Raw genomic sequence first — 16,094 nt, 5'->3', positions numbered from 1 at the left:
CCATCATGATGGCGTCAGCGAGTCACCATCTGCTGCGCCCGCTTGACCTGATCCTCGGGGCTCTCATTGCGCGGTGGAATGGTGATGCCCTTCTGGCAGGCGGGCCTGGCTTCCATGCGTGCCATCCAGGCCTGCAAATGCACCAACCCCTCGATGGAGATACCACTCCAGTCGTGGATGCGCACCCAGGGCCAGGTAGCGATGTCGGCGATGCTGTACTCGTCCGCCAGATACTCATGGTGTGCCAGATGACCGTCGAGCACCTCGAACAGGCGTCGCCCCTCCTTCTGGTAACGCTCGATGGCGGCCGGGATCTTCTCGGGGAAATAGCGATAGAAGACGTTGGCCTGCCCCATCATGGGACCGACGCCCCCCATCTGGAACATCAGCCACTGGATGGCCTGGGAGCGGCGCTTGGGATCCTGTGGCAGCAACTTGCCGGTTTTTTCCGCCAGATAGAGAAGGATGGCGCCGGACTCGAACACTGCGAAGTCACCATTGTCCCGATCGACGATGGCCGGGATGCGGCCATTGGGGTTGATGGCCAGGAACTCGGGCTTCTTCTGCTCCATGGTCGCGAAATCAAGGGGAATGACCTTGTAGGGCAGCCCCAGCTCTTCGAGGGCGATCGACACCTTGAACCCGTTGGGCGTGGCGGCAGTGTACAACTCTATCATCTTGGACTCCTTGAACGTTCAGGGGAAAGGATCAGGCCTGGGCGCTGGACCGGGCACTCACCCGTTCATGCCAGTCCTGCAAACGGGGCTGTTCGGGGGTGATACGCAGGCCGACCACCTTGCCAAAATCAATGGTACAGAGGGCAAGAATGTCGGCGATGGTGAAGCGTTCCCCCGCAATATAGGGCACCTCGGCAAGACGGGCATCAAGCTTGTCAAACCAGATCTGAGCCTGTTGCTTGCACTCCTCCCCCCATTCGGGGAAGACCCGCTCCCGGTCTTTGTAAAAACCGGTGATATGACGAAACGCCATACCGGTCGGCAACCAGAGGTTGAACTCGATGAAGCGACTCCACATCTCTATGGTGGCGCGCTCCAGCGCGGTGCTGCCAAACAGGTTCGGCTCGGGGTGGAGCTCTTCAAAATAGCGGCAGATGGCCAGGGTTTCACTCAGACAGGTTCCGTCATCGAGTTCCAGCACAGGAATGCGCCCGGCCGGGTTCTTGGTCAAAAAGGCGGGCGCCAGGTTTTCCCCCGCCCCCAGATCGACCTGTTGATATTCCATCTCGATCCCCTTCTCCGCCAGAAACATTCTGACCCGACGGGCATTGGGGGCTCGTCTCAGCTCATAAACCTTCATGTCACCTCCGTCGACGAACACACAGTGAGCCGCTGCGCAGGCCATAGCAAAGCGGCACAATATCGGTCAGTTATGACAAATATTGTGCCCCTTGAACAGCCCGCATCGAGGGGGAGATGATTAGCTGCTCAGTACCCCTGGTTGGCGCTGGCGCAGCAAAATAAGACGGGAAAGCAGCGGAAAATAGGATTCAAACTTGCTTTGCAGCACCAGGCTGCAGGCAGGATCCGCCAGTTCGGCCTCATCCAGCAGAATACCGTTGGAGACGAAATAAAAATGCGGATCCCTGACATCCGGCCCCTGTGGAGGATGTTCATACTGTCGATGCACCAACAGGGGAAGCACCGGCAATCCCAGTGCACTGCCTCCTGCCGGCCAGAGCGGAACAGGCCAGGCAGCCCCCTCTTCTTCCAGCAGCAGGATCGCCGCTTCGTCCTTCGACGGTTGCCACTGCTGGGGCTGCGCCACCCGGACCTCGGTGACATAATCGCTCTCTTCGCTGGCGGCACGCAGTGCGGCCAACACACCCAGAGTCGTCGGCGACGACGGTTTCTGACTGACTAATGACAGATTCATGGCTCATATCCCTATGCTCACCACAGCCTGTTATCCGGCTGTCGCGATAAGACTAGTTGATTACAGGTCTTTATTGGAGCCGTCAGATCTGTCAGTCACCACCCTGACCGAATGAGGGCATAGCAGTTGCTATTCCCGAATATCTTGGTAAGATGTCGCGTCCTTTTATCCCCCGTTCTTTAACATCCAGTGGTGAACCTATGCATCCGATGCTGAATATCGCCGTGCGCGCTGCGCGCAACGCCGGTCAAGTAGTAGTAAAAGCCTTTTCTCAACCCGAGAACATCGAGGTTATCCAGAAAGGCAGCAATGACTTCGTGACCAACGTTGACCGTGACGCCGAAGCGGCCATCATTCACACCATCAAAAAATCTTACCCGGAACACAGCATCGTTGCTGAAGAGTCTGGCGAGATTGCCGGTACCAATCCGGACTACCAATGGATCATCGACCCACTGGATGGCACGACCAACCTGGTCAAAGGCATTCCGCACTTTGCCGTTTCCATCGCTCTGCGCGTCAAGGGCAAGACCGAACAAGCCGTTGTCTACGATCCCATCCGTGACGAGCTGTTCACTGCCACCCGCGGCAGCGGCGCCCAGCTGAACGGCTACCGCATCCGTGTCGGCAAGGCCAAAGAGCTCTCCGGCACTATCCTGGCCACCGGGTTCCCGTTCAAGCAGAAGCACCACATCGAACCCTACCTGAAGATGTTCCAGAGCATGTTCATCGAGTGTGCCGATATCCGTCGTGCTGGCTCCGCCGCGCTGGATCTCGCCTATGTGGCCGCTGGCCGCGTCGACGGTTTCTGGGAAATCGGCCTGAAACCCTGGGACACCGCCGCCGGTGAGCTGCTGGCCAAAGAAGCCGGCGCCATCGTCACCGACTTCGTCGGTGGTCACAACTACGAAAACTCCGGCAATATCGTGGTGGCCAACCCCCGCGTGCTGAAAGAGATGCTCGGCAAGATCCGCGAAAACCTGCCGGAATCCCTGGCCAAGTAATCCCTGATACCCGTGAAAAAAATGCCAGTCGGTTCGCCGACTGGCATTTTTTATTCCTGACTACAGCGAAAATCCCGCCCCTCTCGATGACTCAACGGGATCAGATAGTGCCGTTGCGTCCCATGTTGATCACCACCCGGCGGTTCTTGGCTCGGCCAGCTTCCGTTTCGTTGGAGGCCACGTGCTGTTTCTCACCGTGCCCTTCCACCGAGATCTTGCCCTCCTCGATGCCGAGATCCACAAACACCTGCTTGATGGCATCCGCCCGCTTCTCGGAGAGCTTCTGGTTTGGCCAGCGGCCGCCATAGCTGTCGCTATAGGCGTCGATCACCACCACATCGATGCTCTTGTCTGCCTTCACATAGTCACCGATCATCGCCAGCCGCCGCTTGGAGGCCGGTGACAACTGATCGCTGTTCTTGTCATAGGAGAGCACGCTGAAGGCGATATCGTTGAAGCTGTAGGGCAGCAAGCCACTCAGGCAGTCCATGAACGCCTGGTACTTGACCCTGAAATTGACCGACGAAAGCGATACCCGCACCGGCCTGTCCTGACGATACCAGTCGCGATACTGGAAAGTCGGCATACGCCCTCCTTCCAGCTCGTCCAGCATGGTCCAGGCGGTCTGCCCCGCCACCAGGCCGTCAAACTGCTGATAGAACTGCAACTGGCTGATCTGTCGCCCGGCCACCCCGGGACGCCAGCTGGGGGGCATGATCCCGAGGCTCACTGTCTGGGTACGCGCCTGGGGTCGCTGCCCCTTGAGCTCGAAATCCAGATTGATCTTGCGCCCGGCCCGGCTGACAAAGGCGCCGGTTCCCCAGCGGGGAATAGGATGCTCCAGCCTGCACTCCACCTGGGTATCAGAGGTCAGGCGCCAGACGGATTGATCCAGACCGGCGCCAAATTCGGTCACGCCCGCCTGCAACTGCATACTCACTGATATGCTGATCAACCCCAACACCCAAGCATTCAACGGCTTGTCCTCCACACTATCTCGAATTATCTATCGGCAGCGGCAGGACAAGCTTTAGGTCAAAACGCTCAGTGGGGGGAAGAAGGGGCCATCAGCTTGAAGCTGGCGATGCGTCCCGCCAGATCCCGGGCCAGGGCATCCAGTTCGGCACTGTGTTGTTGCAGGGTATGGGAGTGCTGGCGATGGGCTTCATACACGTCACGGATGGTCATCACGTTTTGCTGGATGTCGTCGGTCACGTAACGCTGCTCCTCGGTGGCGGTGGCCACCTGGGCCGTCATGTCGCTCACCTTGCGCACCTCGTTGACGATGTCGGTCAGCTCGCTCCCCGCCCGCTTGGCCTCCGTCACGCTAAGGCTGGCCTGTTCGGTGCCCGTGTGCATGGCAGCCACCGCCTCGTTGGCCCCCTGGCGCAAACGGCCCAGCATCCGCTCTATGTCGTCCGCCGCCTGCTGGGTACGGGAGGCAAGCGCTCTCACCTCGTCGGCCACCACCGCAAAGCCGCGCCCGGATTCACCGGCACGGGCCGCCTCGATGGCGGCATTGAGGGCCAGCAGGTTGGTTCTGTCCGAGATCTGCTTGATGAGGTTGAGCGCTTCGCCCACCGACTCGGTATCCTGATGCAGGCTGTCCACCAGTTGCTGGGTATCACTCAGGGTACCCGCCACCTGCTGGATAGTGTGGATGGTCTGATCCACCTCCTTGTCACCCTGCTTCGCCCGGCCGATGGCCTGCTGGGTCGCCTGGGAGGTCTGGGTGGCGTTACGGGCAATCTCCGCGACAGTCGATGCCATCTCGGTGGCGGCAGTCGCCACCAGATCCACCTGCCCGCATCCCCTGACTACGCCGGCATTCACCTCGGCAATGACCTCGGCCGAGCTGGCGGCGCTGCGTATCAGCACGTCACAGGAGTGGCGCACAGCCAGCAGCAAACTCTCCAGGTGCCCGAGGAAATGGTTCAGATCCCGCGCCAGGGCCCCCAGCTCATCCCCGGATCGCCAGTCGACCCGCACGGTCAGGTCGTTCTCCTGCACCAGGCGCTTGAAGGTCTGGTGCAGGGCCATGAAGCCCAGATGCAGATCCCGCACCACCCGCCAGCAGACGAAGGTGGTCAGGACGATGCACAGCAACACGCCAGCCGCCCCCCACCAGAAGTCACTGGCACTCCCGACCCGCATCTGTTCAACCCGCTCGAAGAGCTGCTGATAGAGGCTGTCTTCTATCTCCTTGAGCAGGCCTATCTTGTCGGTACTCAAGGCAAACCAGGCCTCTGCATCGACACCAAAACCGCCGCTTGCCGCCTTGTCCAGGGCCAGTTTCTCCATGGCGGCCACCTTGGCCACCACGGGTGAGGCGAGGCTGTCGTTCAGCAACTGACGCTGGGCTGGACTCGCCACCGCCTGGAAACGTTCGAGATAGGTATTCTGGGCCGCCAGCAGGGAGATGAACTGCTGCAACAGCGCTGGCGTGAAGCTGTCACGGCCAAAGACGTTGCTGAGCGTCGCCCGCTCCAGCCCCGCACGCTCCTTGCTCTGCAGGAAGGCGGCGTAGGCATTGGTCTGCAGGGCGATGGTGGCATCCATGCTGTCGACGCTTATCTTGTCCACCACCGCCAGCAAGGCGGTCACGAGGCGGGTATAGAAGCCGACCTGTTCTGCCACCTCGACCCCCAGGGCGCTGACCCGCTCACGCATGGCGGTGAGTCCGGCCACTCCCTGCTGCACCTCGGTCAGCGCCAGCAAGGCAGGATCCTGATGAAAACGCTGCAACAGGCTGTCCACCACCTTGCGCTGGGCAGGCAGCGCATCGCGAAACTTGTTGCCGCCAGAGCCGAGGAAACCGGCCGACATGCCGCGCTCCCGTTGCAGCTCATGGGCCAGCTGCGCCGCCTCCTTCACCACCGCCAGCGCGACCAGGGCGCCGCTCATCTCCTGTTCGACCCGATAACGTTCATAGACGTACCGGCCGGAGAAAAACAGCAGGGCCAACAGCGGCAGACAGACCACCAACATCATCTTGTGTGCCAATCCCAGCTTCTTCATCGTCCTCTCCCTCCATGGTTGACGTCGCCCATTATAAGCACAGGTGTTTCAAAATGGCCCTCTTGCCGTCCCATGGCGGCAGATAAGGGACAAGGGCACGCTTTTTTGCCATAATGCCGCCTCCTTTCACGCCGACCGAGATACCATGACCGACGCCGTTCACACCCTCAAGGGCCGTTTTCGCGGCTTTTACCCCGTCGTCATCGATGTTGAAACCGCCGGATTCAATGCCAAGACCGATGCCCTGCTGGAAATAGCCGCCCACACCCTCAAGATGGATGAGCAGGGCTGGCTCGTCCCTGACCAGATCTTCCATTTTCATGTCCAGCCTTTTGAGGGCGCCAATCTGGAGAAAGCGGCGCTGGAGTTCACCGGCATCGACCCCTTCAACCCGCTGCGGGGCGCGGTGGACGAGAAGGAAGCACTCACCGAGATCTTCAAGGGGGTGCGCAAGGGCATGAAGGAGCAGGATTGTGGTCGCGCCATCATAGTGGCCCACAACGCCACCTTCGACCACGGCTTCGTGATGGCCGCCGCCGAGCGGGCCGGCCTCAAGCGCAATCCGTTCCACCCCTTCGCCACCTTCGACACCGCCGCCCTCTCGGGTCTTGCCCTGGGACAGACGGTGCTGGCCAAGGCCTGTCAGAGCGCCAATATTCCCTTTGACAACAAAGAGGCCCACTCGGCCCTCTACGATACCGAGCGCACCACAGAGCTCTTCTGCCACATCGTCAATCGCTGGAAGAGCCTGGGAGGCTGGCCTCTGGCCAACCCGGATGAAACGACGGACACCGAAGACGAGGGCTGAACACTCCCAGCCCCTGCCCAGACAGGCTGCCCATGGCAGCCTGTCTGCATGAGGGGACCTGTCTGGGCAAGGAAGAAGGGCCATTTTCCCGGTTCCCGTTCACCGCCAGCAGAAGATGCGTCCCTTGGCCGGGATCTGCCGATTTTTTTCTCGACATTTAGCCTGTTTTTCGCAAACTAGCTGGCTTTCACACGACTGACAGCAACACAATCCATAAGGAAATCAAATGAATCCTGTTGTTATCGCGGTGGCGCTGATGCTGGTGCTCAGCCTGCTGCGGATCAATGTGGTGGTCTCCCTCGCCATCGGTGCCATCGTGGGTGGCCTGCTCGGCGGACTCTCCCTCGAGCAGACCCTCAGCACCTTCACCGGCGGCCTGGGCGGCGGTGCAGAAATCGCCCTCTCCTACGCTATGCTGGGGGCTTTCGCGGTAGCCATCTCCCGCTCCGGCATCACCGATCTGCTGGCCCGCAAGGTCATCAACCAGCTCGGCAAGGATGCCAGCAGCACCCGCATTCTCTGGGTCAAGAGCCTGCTGCTCACCTCGGTGCTCGCGGTCTCCATCTCCTCCCAGAACCTGATCCCGGTGCACATCGCCTTCATTCCCATCCTGATCCCGCCGCTGCTGCATGTCATGGCCCAGATGCAGATAGACCGCCGTCAGGTGGCCTGCGTCATCACCTTCGGCCTGACCGCTACCTACATGCTGCTGCCGGTGGGCTTTGGCGGCATCTTCCTGAACAACATCCTGGCCAAGAATCTCGTCGACAACGGCGTACCGGTGGAATTCAGCCAGTTGCCCCTGGCGATGGCCATCCCGGTATTCGGCATGTTCCTCGGCCTGCTCATCGCCGTCTTCTTCAGCTACCGCAAGCCGCGTCAGTATGATCTGGAGAAGATCCTGGCCGCCGAACCCGAGACGGTCGAGCTCAATCTCAACCACATCTGGGTCGCCCTGCTGGCCATCGCCGTGGCACTCGGTCTGCAACTGATGACCAACAGCATCGTGCTGGGGGCGCTCGCAGGCTTCATCATCTTCACCTGCGGCGGCGTCATCAAATTCCGCGAGAGCCAGGATGCCTTCACCCAGGGTGTGCGCATGATGTCCCTCATCGGCTTTATCATGATCTCGGCCGCAGGCTTCGCCGCCGTCATGAAGGAGACCCACGGGGTGGAGAGTCTGGTGCAGTCCGTCTCAACCATGATGGCAGGTCACAAGGGACTGGCGGCCTTCCTGATGCTGCTGGTGGGCCTGCTCATCACCATGGGGATCGGCTCCTCCTTCTCCACCGTGCCCATCATCGCCACCATCTATGTGCCCCTGTGCATCCACCTCGGCTTCTCGCCCATGGCGACCATCGCCCTGGTGGGCACCGCGGGCGCGCTGGGGGACGCGGGCTCCCCCGCCTCCGACTCGACGCTCGGCCCCACATCGGGCCTCAATGCGGACGGTCAGCACGACCACATCTGGGACAGCGTGGTGCCAACCTTCATCCACTACAACATCCCCCTGGTGATCTTCGGCTGGATTGCCGCCATGGTGCTCTGAGTCCATGCCGAGCAGACAGACAAAAGGCGACCCCGGGGTCGCCTTTCTTGTCTTGCACATGCCTCAGATGGCCGGTTGCAGCCCCCGCCTGCCGGCCAGGGCGCAGAGACAGGCAACCAGGGCCAACCCCATGCCGGCTGCTCCCACCCCGAGCCAGTGTCCCTGTTGCCAGACCAGCATCCCCAGGCTGGAGCCGAGGGTTCCCCCCAGGAACATGCCGGTCATGAAGAGGGTATTGATGCGCCCCCTGGCCTCAGGTCTCAGACCATAGATGCGCTGCTGATGGGCGATGAGTGCGCTCTGCACTCCGAGATCCAGCAAGATGACCCCGCACGCCAGCCCGGCCAGAGAGAGCCACAGCTCGAAGCAGATCCAGGCAAGCACCACCAGCACGGCACCGGCCAATACCACTGGTCTGGCCCCCAACCGATCCGCCATCCGGCCTGCCAGAGGGGCCGCCACCACCCCAGCCACCCCGATGACGCCGAACAGACCCGCCATGTCGGCCCCCAACCCATAGGCAGGTTCGGCCAGGTAGAACGCCAGCACGGTCCAGAAGGCGCTGAAGGAGGCAAACAGCAAGGCCTGGGTCAGGGTCGCGCGGCGCAAGGCGGGCTCCTCGCGCCACAGACCGACCAGAGAGTGAAGCAGACGGCCATAACCGAGGGGAGAGCGCGGCAATCCGGACGGTATCATCCTGGCCATCAGCAGAGCCCCCGACAGGGCCAGGGGAATGGCCAGCCAGAACATGGCGCGCCAACTGCCATAGGCGGTGACCAGGCCAGCGACGGTGCGGCTGAGCAGTATTCCGGCCAGCAGGCCGCTCATCACGCTGCCGACCACTGCACCCCGGCGGGCGGGATCTGCCAGGGTCGCCGCCACCGGGACTATCTGCTGGGCCGCCGTGGCCCCGATGCCGAGCAGGACGGAGGCCAGCATCAAGGTGGTGGCACTCGTGGCCGTGGCCGCCAGCAGGGAGGCCAGCGCGATCAATGCAAACTGCCCCGGAATGAGCCAGCGGCGCTCGACCACATCGCCAAGCGGCACCAGCAAAAGCAGACCCATGGCATAGCCAAGCTGGGTCAGCATGGCGATCAATGGCATGCCCGAGTGCCCGGGAAAGTCCTGCGCCATCACCGCCAGCATGGGCTGGTTGTAGTAGATGTTGGCAACTGCCAGGCCGCATGACAGGGCCATGGCGAAGAGCAGGGAGGGGCCGGGGATTGCGGCCCCTCCGGCAGAAGGCGATGTACTCATGATCTTCTCCTCGTGGTAGAAGGGCTCCCGCCAGGATACGGGCCCCATGCGCACAGCCTACCCGGGGAGCGTCGCCACCAGTAGAGCGGTGGGGACCATAACAGTTATTCCGCTGGTGCATGCCCCACGCCGGGCAGGCCGGTCACGAATGCCAGAAAGGCGCTCGCCTTGGCACCGGGCTGGCGACCTGCCGGGAGCAGGGTCCAGAGCTCCTGCATGGGCAGTTGCCACTCGGGCAGCACCGCCACCACCTCGCCGCGGGCAAGCTCGGGGGCAAACATCCACTCCGAGGCGATACCGAGCCCCAGTCCTGCCAGCACGGCGGCGCGCATGCCTTCGGCCGCCGAGACCGTCAGCCTGCCTTCTCCGGAAACCACCTTCTCTTCGACGCCGCGGCGAAATCGCCACTGCTGCCCCACCCCGGGCCGTGGACTGTAAAGCACCAGATCATGCTGTTGCAGGGCCTGAGGGGTCTCAGGCTCTCCTTTGGCGGCCAGATAGGCCGGCGTCGCCAGCACCCGCATGTCGCTTCGGGCGAGGCAGCGGGCGACCAGCGACGAGTCGGCCTGTTTGCCGATCCGCAGAGCCACCTCGATGCCCGCCGAAATGAGATCCACATTGCCATCATCCAGCAGGATCTCCAGATCCAGTCCCGGGTGAGCCGCCAGAAAACCGGCAAGATGGGGAATGATATGCAGGCGGGCGAAGGTGACGGGAGCGCTCACCCGCAGACGCCCGCTCAGCCCGGCCCGGCATTGCTGCACCATGGCATCGGCCTCGTTGACCTGGGCCAGGATCTCTCTCGCCCGCAGATAGTAGGCCTCTCCGGCCTCGGTGGGCGCCAGCCCCCGGGTCGAACGCAGCAACAGGCGGCTGCCAAGGTGCGCCTCAAGCTGGGCAATCAATCTGGAAACCGTGGGTTGCCCCATCCCCAGTCGGCGGGCCACCGCCGAAAACGAGCCGGTCTCCACCGCCAGCACGAACACCTCCATCACCCCCAAGCGATCCATTTATGGCTCCTCTGCCCTGTGGCACTGTTCGTGGCACAAGGTAGCACCGGGCCTGCCCTCTCGCACCCTCGTTCTGGCAGGAGGCACAAGAAAACCGCGTAATGGGAGGTACTGCCATGGGAGAAAGGTGTCGGGATGAAATATCAACCAGGAACAATCGAACAGAGGGACTCGAAGACAAGGCTACAGGAGCTCGATTGCCCCAAGGCTAGCCCAGTGCCACTTCCTGAATGGCGGCGCTGTGGGCGAAATAGCGGTGACAGAACTGCATGAACTCCGGCAGCGGCAAGGGACGCGAGTAGAAATAACCCTGGATCTCATCCACCCCTATGGTGAGCACCGCCTTGAGCTCATCGCTGTTTTCCACCCCTTCCGCCACGACGCGCACCCCCAACTGATGAGAGAGGGTGGTGATGGTCTCGACGAAGAGCGCCTGCCGGGTGTCACTGTCGATCGCGGTGATAAAGGATCTGTCTATCTTGAGCTTGTCGAAATAGAGTTCACGCAGGTAAGAGAACGAGGACCAGCCGGTCCCGAAGTCATCGAGGGCCACCCGCACCCCAATCTGGCGCAGGGAGTGAATGATCTGCTTGCTCAGGGCGATGTCATCGAGGGCGATGGTTTCGGTCAGCTCCACTATCAACTGGTGCAATCCCAACGGACCATCACCCACCTTCTCTTCAATCTCCCTGGCCAACCCCATGTTGAACATGGAGTTGGAGAGGTTGATGGAGATCTCGAGCGGTTCTAGTACCTCCTTCGGGAAGCCGGACAGATCGAGCTGCATGCGCCGGATGATCCAGCCCCCGAGCGCCTCGCCCAACCCGTTCTCTTCTGCCAGCGAGATGATGTCGAGGGGGGCAATAAAGCCATATTCAGGATGATGCCAGCGGATCAGCGCCTCGGCCCCCAGCCTCACCACACTCTGGCCGCGTACGATGGGCTGATAGTAAAGGGCCAGTTGCGGGCATTGCGGGCAGTGGATAAGCTCCCGCAGCTCGGTCGACAGCCGGCGTTTGCGCTGATAGTGCTGATACATGCTGCTGGAGAAGAGCACATTGCGATTCAGCCGCTTGCGCTTGGCGCTGTCGAGGGCGATATCGGCAAACAACAGCATCTCTTCCGGTGAATGATCCGGTTTCACGTACTGGCTGGTGCCCATGAAGACCCGGACCCGGTGCGCCGGATCGGCAGCAAACACCAGATCCGCCAGCTCGCTGCGCAGTTGCTCCAGAAACGGGAAGCGCAGATAGGTGGGCATGGTGCCGGTGATGATGAGGGTGAACTCGTCACTGCCGGTACGGGCAGCGAAGATCCCCTGGCCAGAGGTGGCCTTGATCCGCGCCGCAAGCCGTTTGAGCAAGGCGTCCCCCACTTCGTAACCCAGACTGTCATTGACCTCCCTGAAATGCCCCAGATCCATGAGACAGACTGTGATGCTGCTGCGCCGACCGGGATGGCTGGTCCACTGTTGGAGGTGCTTGATGAGCGCCGCCCGGTTGGGGAGACGGGTGAGAGGGTCGTTCCACGCCAGAAAATGCTGGCGACGCACTTCGCGAAACAGCACCATCAACATCACCATGGTCGCCAGCATCAGAAATCCCAGGATGAAGAAGTTCTGGGTTTTCGACTCGTTGAGCAGCTCGCGCTGGGCGATGGCAGAGGGCCCAGTGAAGTTTTTCACCATCACGTCCCGCACCCCGCGCATCTCGTCATCGAGCGCGGCCGTGAACATCTTGAGTGCGGGGGAATCCGGCTCCCCATGCACCACATCCTGCTCATAATGTTCGAAGAGAGCGAGGATCTTGCCGACCGCCTTGTCCGCACCGAATCGGGCCCTGACCGACTTTGCCTCCTCCCCGTGCAGGAAGACATCGAGCCGGTTCCAGGCAATGTCAAAGCGCTTGTTCATCTCCTCCCGGCTGGCGGCACCGGCACGATAGAGCTGCAAGCCCTCCTCGAAGGCGTGGATCTCCAGCTCGAGCTGGGCCAATGCCCAGGCGGAGAGCTGGGTGTAGCGCGTCACCGCATTGAACGCGCGGTCATAGTTCCAGACCGACCAGAGGGTCACCCCCAAAAAGGTGGTCACCATCAGGATCAGGCTCAAGAACTTGCCGCGCAGCATCTTATTTGCTCTCCAGCGCCGTCAGCTGCCACACCATTCGGCTGTGATAGAGCTCCTTGTTGAGTTCGGGATGGTCGGTGAGGGGATAAATGACCCAGAGCGGCCCCTTGTTGCGCAGAGTCAGCGCCTTGCCATCCTGCTTCTCGGCCACCAGCACCGGGTACTTCTCCCCGTCTTCCAGCGGCAGTGCGGCCCAGTATTCATTGACCGCGAGGGCCTTGACCTCCTGGCTCTTGAGACCGTAGATCCTGACCAGGTCCCGCAGCAACACCCCGCGATAGAGGTGCTCCCCCTCGGTCCAGGGCGTCCCTGTCTTAACCTCCGTCTGCGGCAAGGCCTCAAACTCTGCACGGGTCAGCACCACCTCCCCCTTGCCATTGCAGCACCCCGCCCCCGCAATTCTGAAGAAGGGCTCCTCCGCCAACACCATACCCGACACGAGCCATCCAGATATCAGCAACACCTTGCCAAGCCACTTGCCCATCACGCACCTCCCTGTCATACGGTTTATTTATTCATCTCACTCTGCTGACTCATATGCAAACAACAGAATGCACCTTCAGACCAAAGTCGCAGTCGTTTGCAACCAGCAACTATCTCTGCCCCTTCCAAAAGTACCCAATCGCTTCCCAAAGAATGACACCAGGCGCCACCCCCAGGCAAATGGATTGCACCATTTTCTTTTCACTGGCTCCTCATAAAGCCAGGTGCCCACCCCGGCCGGAAAAGGTGACAATCTTCGCTAGGCATCTGAAAAACAGACACAAAAAAGGCCGCTCCATGGAGCGGCCTTCTCATCAGTGCAGTCAGGGTTTAGCTGTCGCGGCGCTTGTTGCCACCGAATTTGCGACCCTTGTCGAAACCGCCTTCACGGCGATCCTTGTTGAAGGGACGGTCACCCTGGGGACGGCGATCCTTGTTGAAAGGACGGTCGCCACGGAACGGACGATCACCACGGGGCGGACGGGGAGCAGTGTTGCCACCGGCCGGCACTTCGGTGTAACGGGTGATCTGCAGCGGACGCTGGCAGACACGGGCCTTCTTGATCACTTCCAGCACCTCGGCGCTCATGCCCTTGGGCAGATCGACGGTGGAGAAGTCATCGGCGATGTCGATGTTGCCGATGAAGCGGCTCTCGATGTTCGCTTCGTTGGCGATGGCACCCACGATCTGGCCCGGCTTGACGCCGTGATGGGCGCCCACGTCGACACGGTAACGCTCCATCTCCACGTCCGGGTTGTCTTTCAGCGGACGCGGTTCGAGGGACGGCATGCGACGGGCCGGACGATCGCCACGGTCACCGAAGTCACGACCGCCACGGTCGTTGAACTCACGACGCTCGAAGCCACCGCGATCGTTACCAGCGTTGAACACCGGATCCGGAATGGAGTCATCCAGCAGCAGCGGTTGATCGCCCTGTACCAGCTTGGCCAGTGCGGCAGCCAGCTCCAGCGGATCGGCAGAATCTTCTTCGATCAGCTCGTTCACCAGGTTGTGGTAGATCTCGAGCTCTTCGCCCATCATGGTTTCGCGGATGCGCTCCTTGAACTTGGCCAGACGGTGCTGGTTGATGTCCTCGGTGCTCGGCATCTTCATCGGCTCGATGGCTTGACGAGTGGCGTGCTCGATGGCACGCAGCATGCGACGCTCGCGCGGCGCCACGAACAGGATGGCTTCACCCTTGCGACCGGCACGGCCGGTACGGCCGATACGGTGAACGTAGGATTCGGTGTCGTAGGGAATGTCGTAGTTCACCACGTGGGTGATGCGCTCAACGTCCAGACCGCGGGCGACCACGTCGGTGGCGATCAGAATGTCCAGCTGGCCCTGACGCAGCTTGTCAACGGTACGCTCACGCAGCTTCTGCGGGATGTCACCGTGCAGCGCTTCACAGGCGTGACCACGGGCAGCCAGCTTGCCTGCCAGCTCTTCGGCGGCGTTCTTGGTACGCACGAACACCAGCAGGGCTTCGTAGGATTCCACTTCCAGCAGACGGGTCATGGCGTCCAGCTTGTGCAGACCGGTCACCTGCCAGTAACGCTGACGAATGGTGGTGGCGGTCGCGGTCTTGGAGGCGATCTTGATCTCTTTGGGCTGCTTCAGGTGCTTCTGGGCAACACGACGGATCTGCTCCGGCATGGTGGCAGAGAACAGGGCAACCTGACGACCGGCCGGGCACTGATCCATGATCCAGTCCACGTCGTCGATGAAGCCCATGCGCAGCATTTCGTCCGCTTCGTCCAGCACCAGGGCTTTCAGACCGGAGAGGTCCAGGTTCTTGCGGCGGATCAGGTCCATCACGCGGCCCGGGGTACCCACGACAACCTGGGCACCGCGGCGCAGGGCGCGGGTCTGGGTTTCGTAGGAAGCGCCGCCGTAGATGGGCAGCACGTGGAAATCGGGCATGTGGTGGGCATAGCGTTGACACGCCTCTGCCACCTGCAGGGCCAGCTCGCGGGTCGGGGCCAGCACCAGGATCTGGGTGTTGCGGTTACCAGCTTCCAGACGAGACAACAGAGGCAAGGCAAAAGCAGCGGTCTTCCCTGTACCGGTTTGTGCCTGCCCCAGCAGATCGTGTCCCGCCATCAGGTGGGGAATTGCTGCGGCCTGGATGGGAGACGGGCGCTCATAGCCCACGTCCTGCAGCGCTTTCAATACAGGCGCGGCCAGTCCAAGCTCACTAAAAAGGGGCAGTTGTTCGGTATCAGACATAGATTCTTCCAGATTAAGGCAGGCGGCTAACACCGCGGAATAGCAAAAAGGCGGCGATTATAGCGCCACTTTGTTCTGCTGTCTTGAAAAATGTGATAGGTGTCTCAAGACGTTGGCAATTATAGAGGGATCTCGCGACTATGGCTTGCTTATTTTTCACTCATGATGCGTTATTGCGGATCACGCTTCGCCAGAGTCCTTGTCCCGCTTGTGCTTGAGCACCGCCATGGTCAATCGGCTGGTGCACAATAAACGACCACGTTCATCGCGAATCTCGATCTGCCACACCTGAGTCGTCGCCCCCAGATGCAGCGGCGCGCAGCGCCCCGTCACCACCCCTTCCCGCTTGGCCCGTAGGTGATTGGCATTGACCTCCAGCCCCACGCAATAACTCTCCTCCCCCACCGCCATGTTGGCCGCAAGCGATCCCAGCGTTTCCGCCAGCACCACGGAGGCGCCGCCGTGCAGCATGCCGAGCGGTTGATGGGTGCGGTGATCCACCGGCATGGTGGCCTCCAGCCAGTCGGGGCCAAAGGCGGTGTAGACGATGTCGAGGTGGGCCATCAGGGTGTTGCGGGAGCTGGCATTGAGCCCCTCCAGGCTCATGGGTTTGCGCCAGATGGGGCTGCTTTCTTGACTCATGGTGAGCGGACTCCTTGCGTGATCAACGGGTTATCGCTGCGCTGTAGCGGTAAGCCAGCAGTGTCGGCGAAAAGGG

General features: G+C 61.4%; 14 protein-coding genes. 3 read left to right on the top strand and 11 right to left on the bottom strand.

All coding sequences use genetic code 11. The annotated features are described in order from the left end of the window. Positions 1-14: 14 nt before the first annotated feature. The 3 genes from AB5Y51_RS15360 to AB5Y51_RS15350 form a co-directional block, all read right to left on the bottom strand. A complete protein-coding gene (locus AB5Y51_RS15360; RefSeq protein ID WP_041215003.1) occupies positions 15-677 on the bottom strand; it encodes a glutathione S-transferase family protein in 663 nt (220 codons plus the stop codon). Positions 678-708: 31 nt separating this feature from the next. Beyond that, positions 709-1,317, bottom strand: coding sequence for a glutathione S-transferase family protein (locus tag AB5Y51_RS15355; protein WP_324044873.1), 609 nt, complete (start codon positions 1,315-1,317; stop codon positions 709-711). Positions 1,318-1,437: 120 nt separating this feature from the next. Further along, entirely contained in the window at positions 1,438-1,893 is a 456-nt protein-coding gene (locus AB5Y51_RS15350) for a hypothetical protein (protein ID WP_048207895.1), read from the bottom strand. 200 nt (positions 1,894-2,093) lie between these two features. Between AB5Y51_RS15350 and suhB the strand changes: the two genes are divergently transcribed. Then, a complete protein-coding gene (suhB, locus tag AB5Y51_RS15345; protein ID WP_039038754.1) occupies positions 2,094-2,897 on the top strand; it encodes an inositol-1-monophosphatase in 804 nt (267 codons plus the stop codon). 100 nt (positions 2,898-2,997) lie between these two features. Here the strand turns inward: suhB and AB5Y51_RS15340 are convergent, their stop codons facing one another. Next, entirely contained in the window at positions 2,998-3,873 is an 876-nt protein-coding gene (locus AB5Y51_RS15340; protein WP_039038755.1) for an OmpA family protein, read from the bottom strand. A 68-nt stretch (positions 3,874-3,941) separates the two neighbouring features. Further along, positions 3,942-5,915: a methyl-accepting chemotaxis protein gene (locus tag AB5Y51_RS15335; protein WP_042864010.1), complete on the bottom strand. Its 1,974-nt coding sequence runs from the start codon at positions 5,913-5,915 to the stop codon at positions 3,942-3,944. Between the two features lie 145 nt (positions 5,916-6,060). Between AB5Y51_RS15335 and rnt the strand changes: the two genes are divergently transcribed. Both rnt and AB5Y51_RS15325 read left to right on the top strand, forming a co-directional pair. Continuing rightward, positions 6,061-6,723: a ribonuclease T gene (gene rnt, locus AB5Y51_RS15330; protein WP_010675098.1), complete on the top strand. Its 663-nt coding sequence runs from the start codon at positions 6,061-6,063 to the stop codon at positions 6,721-6,723. 226 nt (positions 6,724-6,949) lie between these two features. Next, the gene (locus tag AB5Y51_RS15325) at positions 6,950-8,272 is read left to right on the top strand and encodes a Na+/H+ antiporter family protein (RefSeq protein WP_041213040.1); all 1,323 of its coding nucleotides are present in this window, start codon (positions 6,950-6,952) and stop codon (positions 8,270-8,272) included. A 63-nt stretch (positions 8,273-8,335) separates the two neighbouring features. On the opposite strand, the gene AB5Y51_RS15320 is transcribed toward AB5Y51_RS15325, so the two are convergent. The 6 genes from AB5Y51_RS15320 to AB5Y51_RS15295 all read right to left on the bottom strand — a co-directional run bounded on the left by AB5Y51_RS15320 (position 8,336) and on the right by AB5Y51_RS15295 (position 16,018). Continuing rightward, the gene (locus AB5Y51_RS15320; protein ID WP_368178698.1) at positions 8,336-9,529 is read right to left on the bottom strand and encodes an MFS transporter; all 1,194 of its coding nucleotides are present in this window, start codon (positions 9,527-9,529) and stop codon (positions 8,336-8,338) included. A 104-nt stretch (positions 9,530-9,633) separates the two neighbouring features. After that, positions 9,634-10,539, bottom strand: a complete 906-nt coding sequence (locus tag AB5Y51_RS15315) for a LysR family transcriptional regulator (protein ID WP_042864011.1) — start codon at positions 10,537-10,539, stop codon at positions 9,634-9,636. Positions 10,540-10,747: 208 nt separating this feature from the next. Continuing rightward, positions 10,748-12,664, bottom strand: coding sequence for a putative bifunctional diguanylate cyclase/phosphodiesterase (locus AB5Y51_RS15310; protein WP_368178697.1), 1,917 nt, complete (start codon positions 12,662-12,664; stop codon positions 10,748-10,750). Between the two features lies 1 nt (position 12,665). Then, positions 12,666-13,148, bottom strand: coding sequence for a molybdopterin-binding oxidoreductase (locus tag AB5Y51_RS15305; RefSeq protein WP_039038761.1), 483 nt, complete (start codon positions 13,146-13,148; stop codon positions 12,666-12,668). Positions 13,149-13,477: 329 nt separating this feature from the next. Further along, positions 13,478-15,376 (bottom strand): DEAD/DEAH box helicase, encoded by a 1,899-nt coding sequence (locus tag AB5Y51_RS15300; protein ID WP_029314717.1) that lies wholly within the window; start codon positions 15,374-15,376, stop codon positions 13,478-13,480. 180 nt (positions 15,377-15,556) lie between these two features. Then, positions 15,557-16,018, bottom strand: coding sequence for a hotdog fold thioesterase (locus tag AB5Y51_RS15295; RefSeq protein WP_039038762.1), 462 nt, complete (start codon positions 16,016-16,018; stop codon positions 15,557-15,559). Between the last annotated feature and the right edge of the window lie 76 nt (positions 16,019-16,094).

The sequence above is a fragment of the Aeromonas sp. R7-1 genome, assembly GCF_040908115.1.
Classification (GTDB): domain Bacteria; phylum Pseudomonadota; class Gammaproteobacteria; order Enterobacterales; family Aeromonadaceae; genus Aeromonas; species Aeromonas caviae.
Note: the sequence above shows the minus strand (reverse complement) of the source record. Positions and strands in the feature narration are given on the sequence as shown.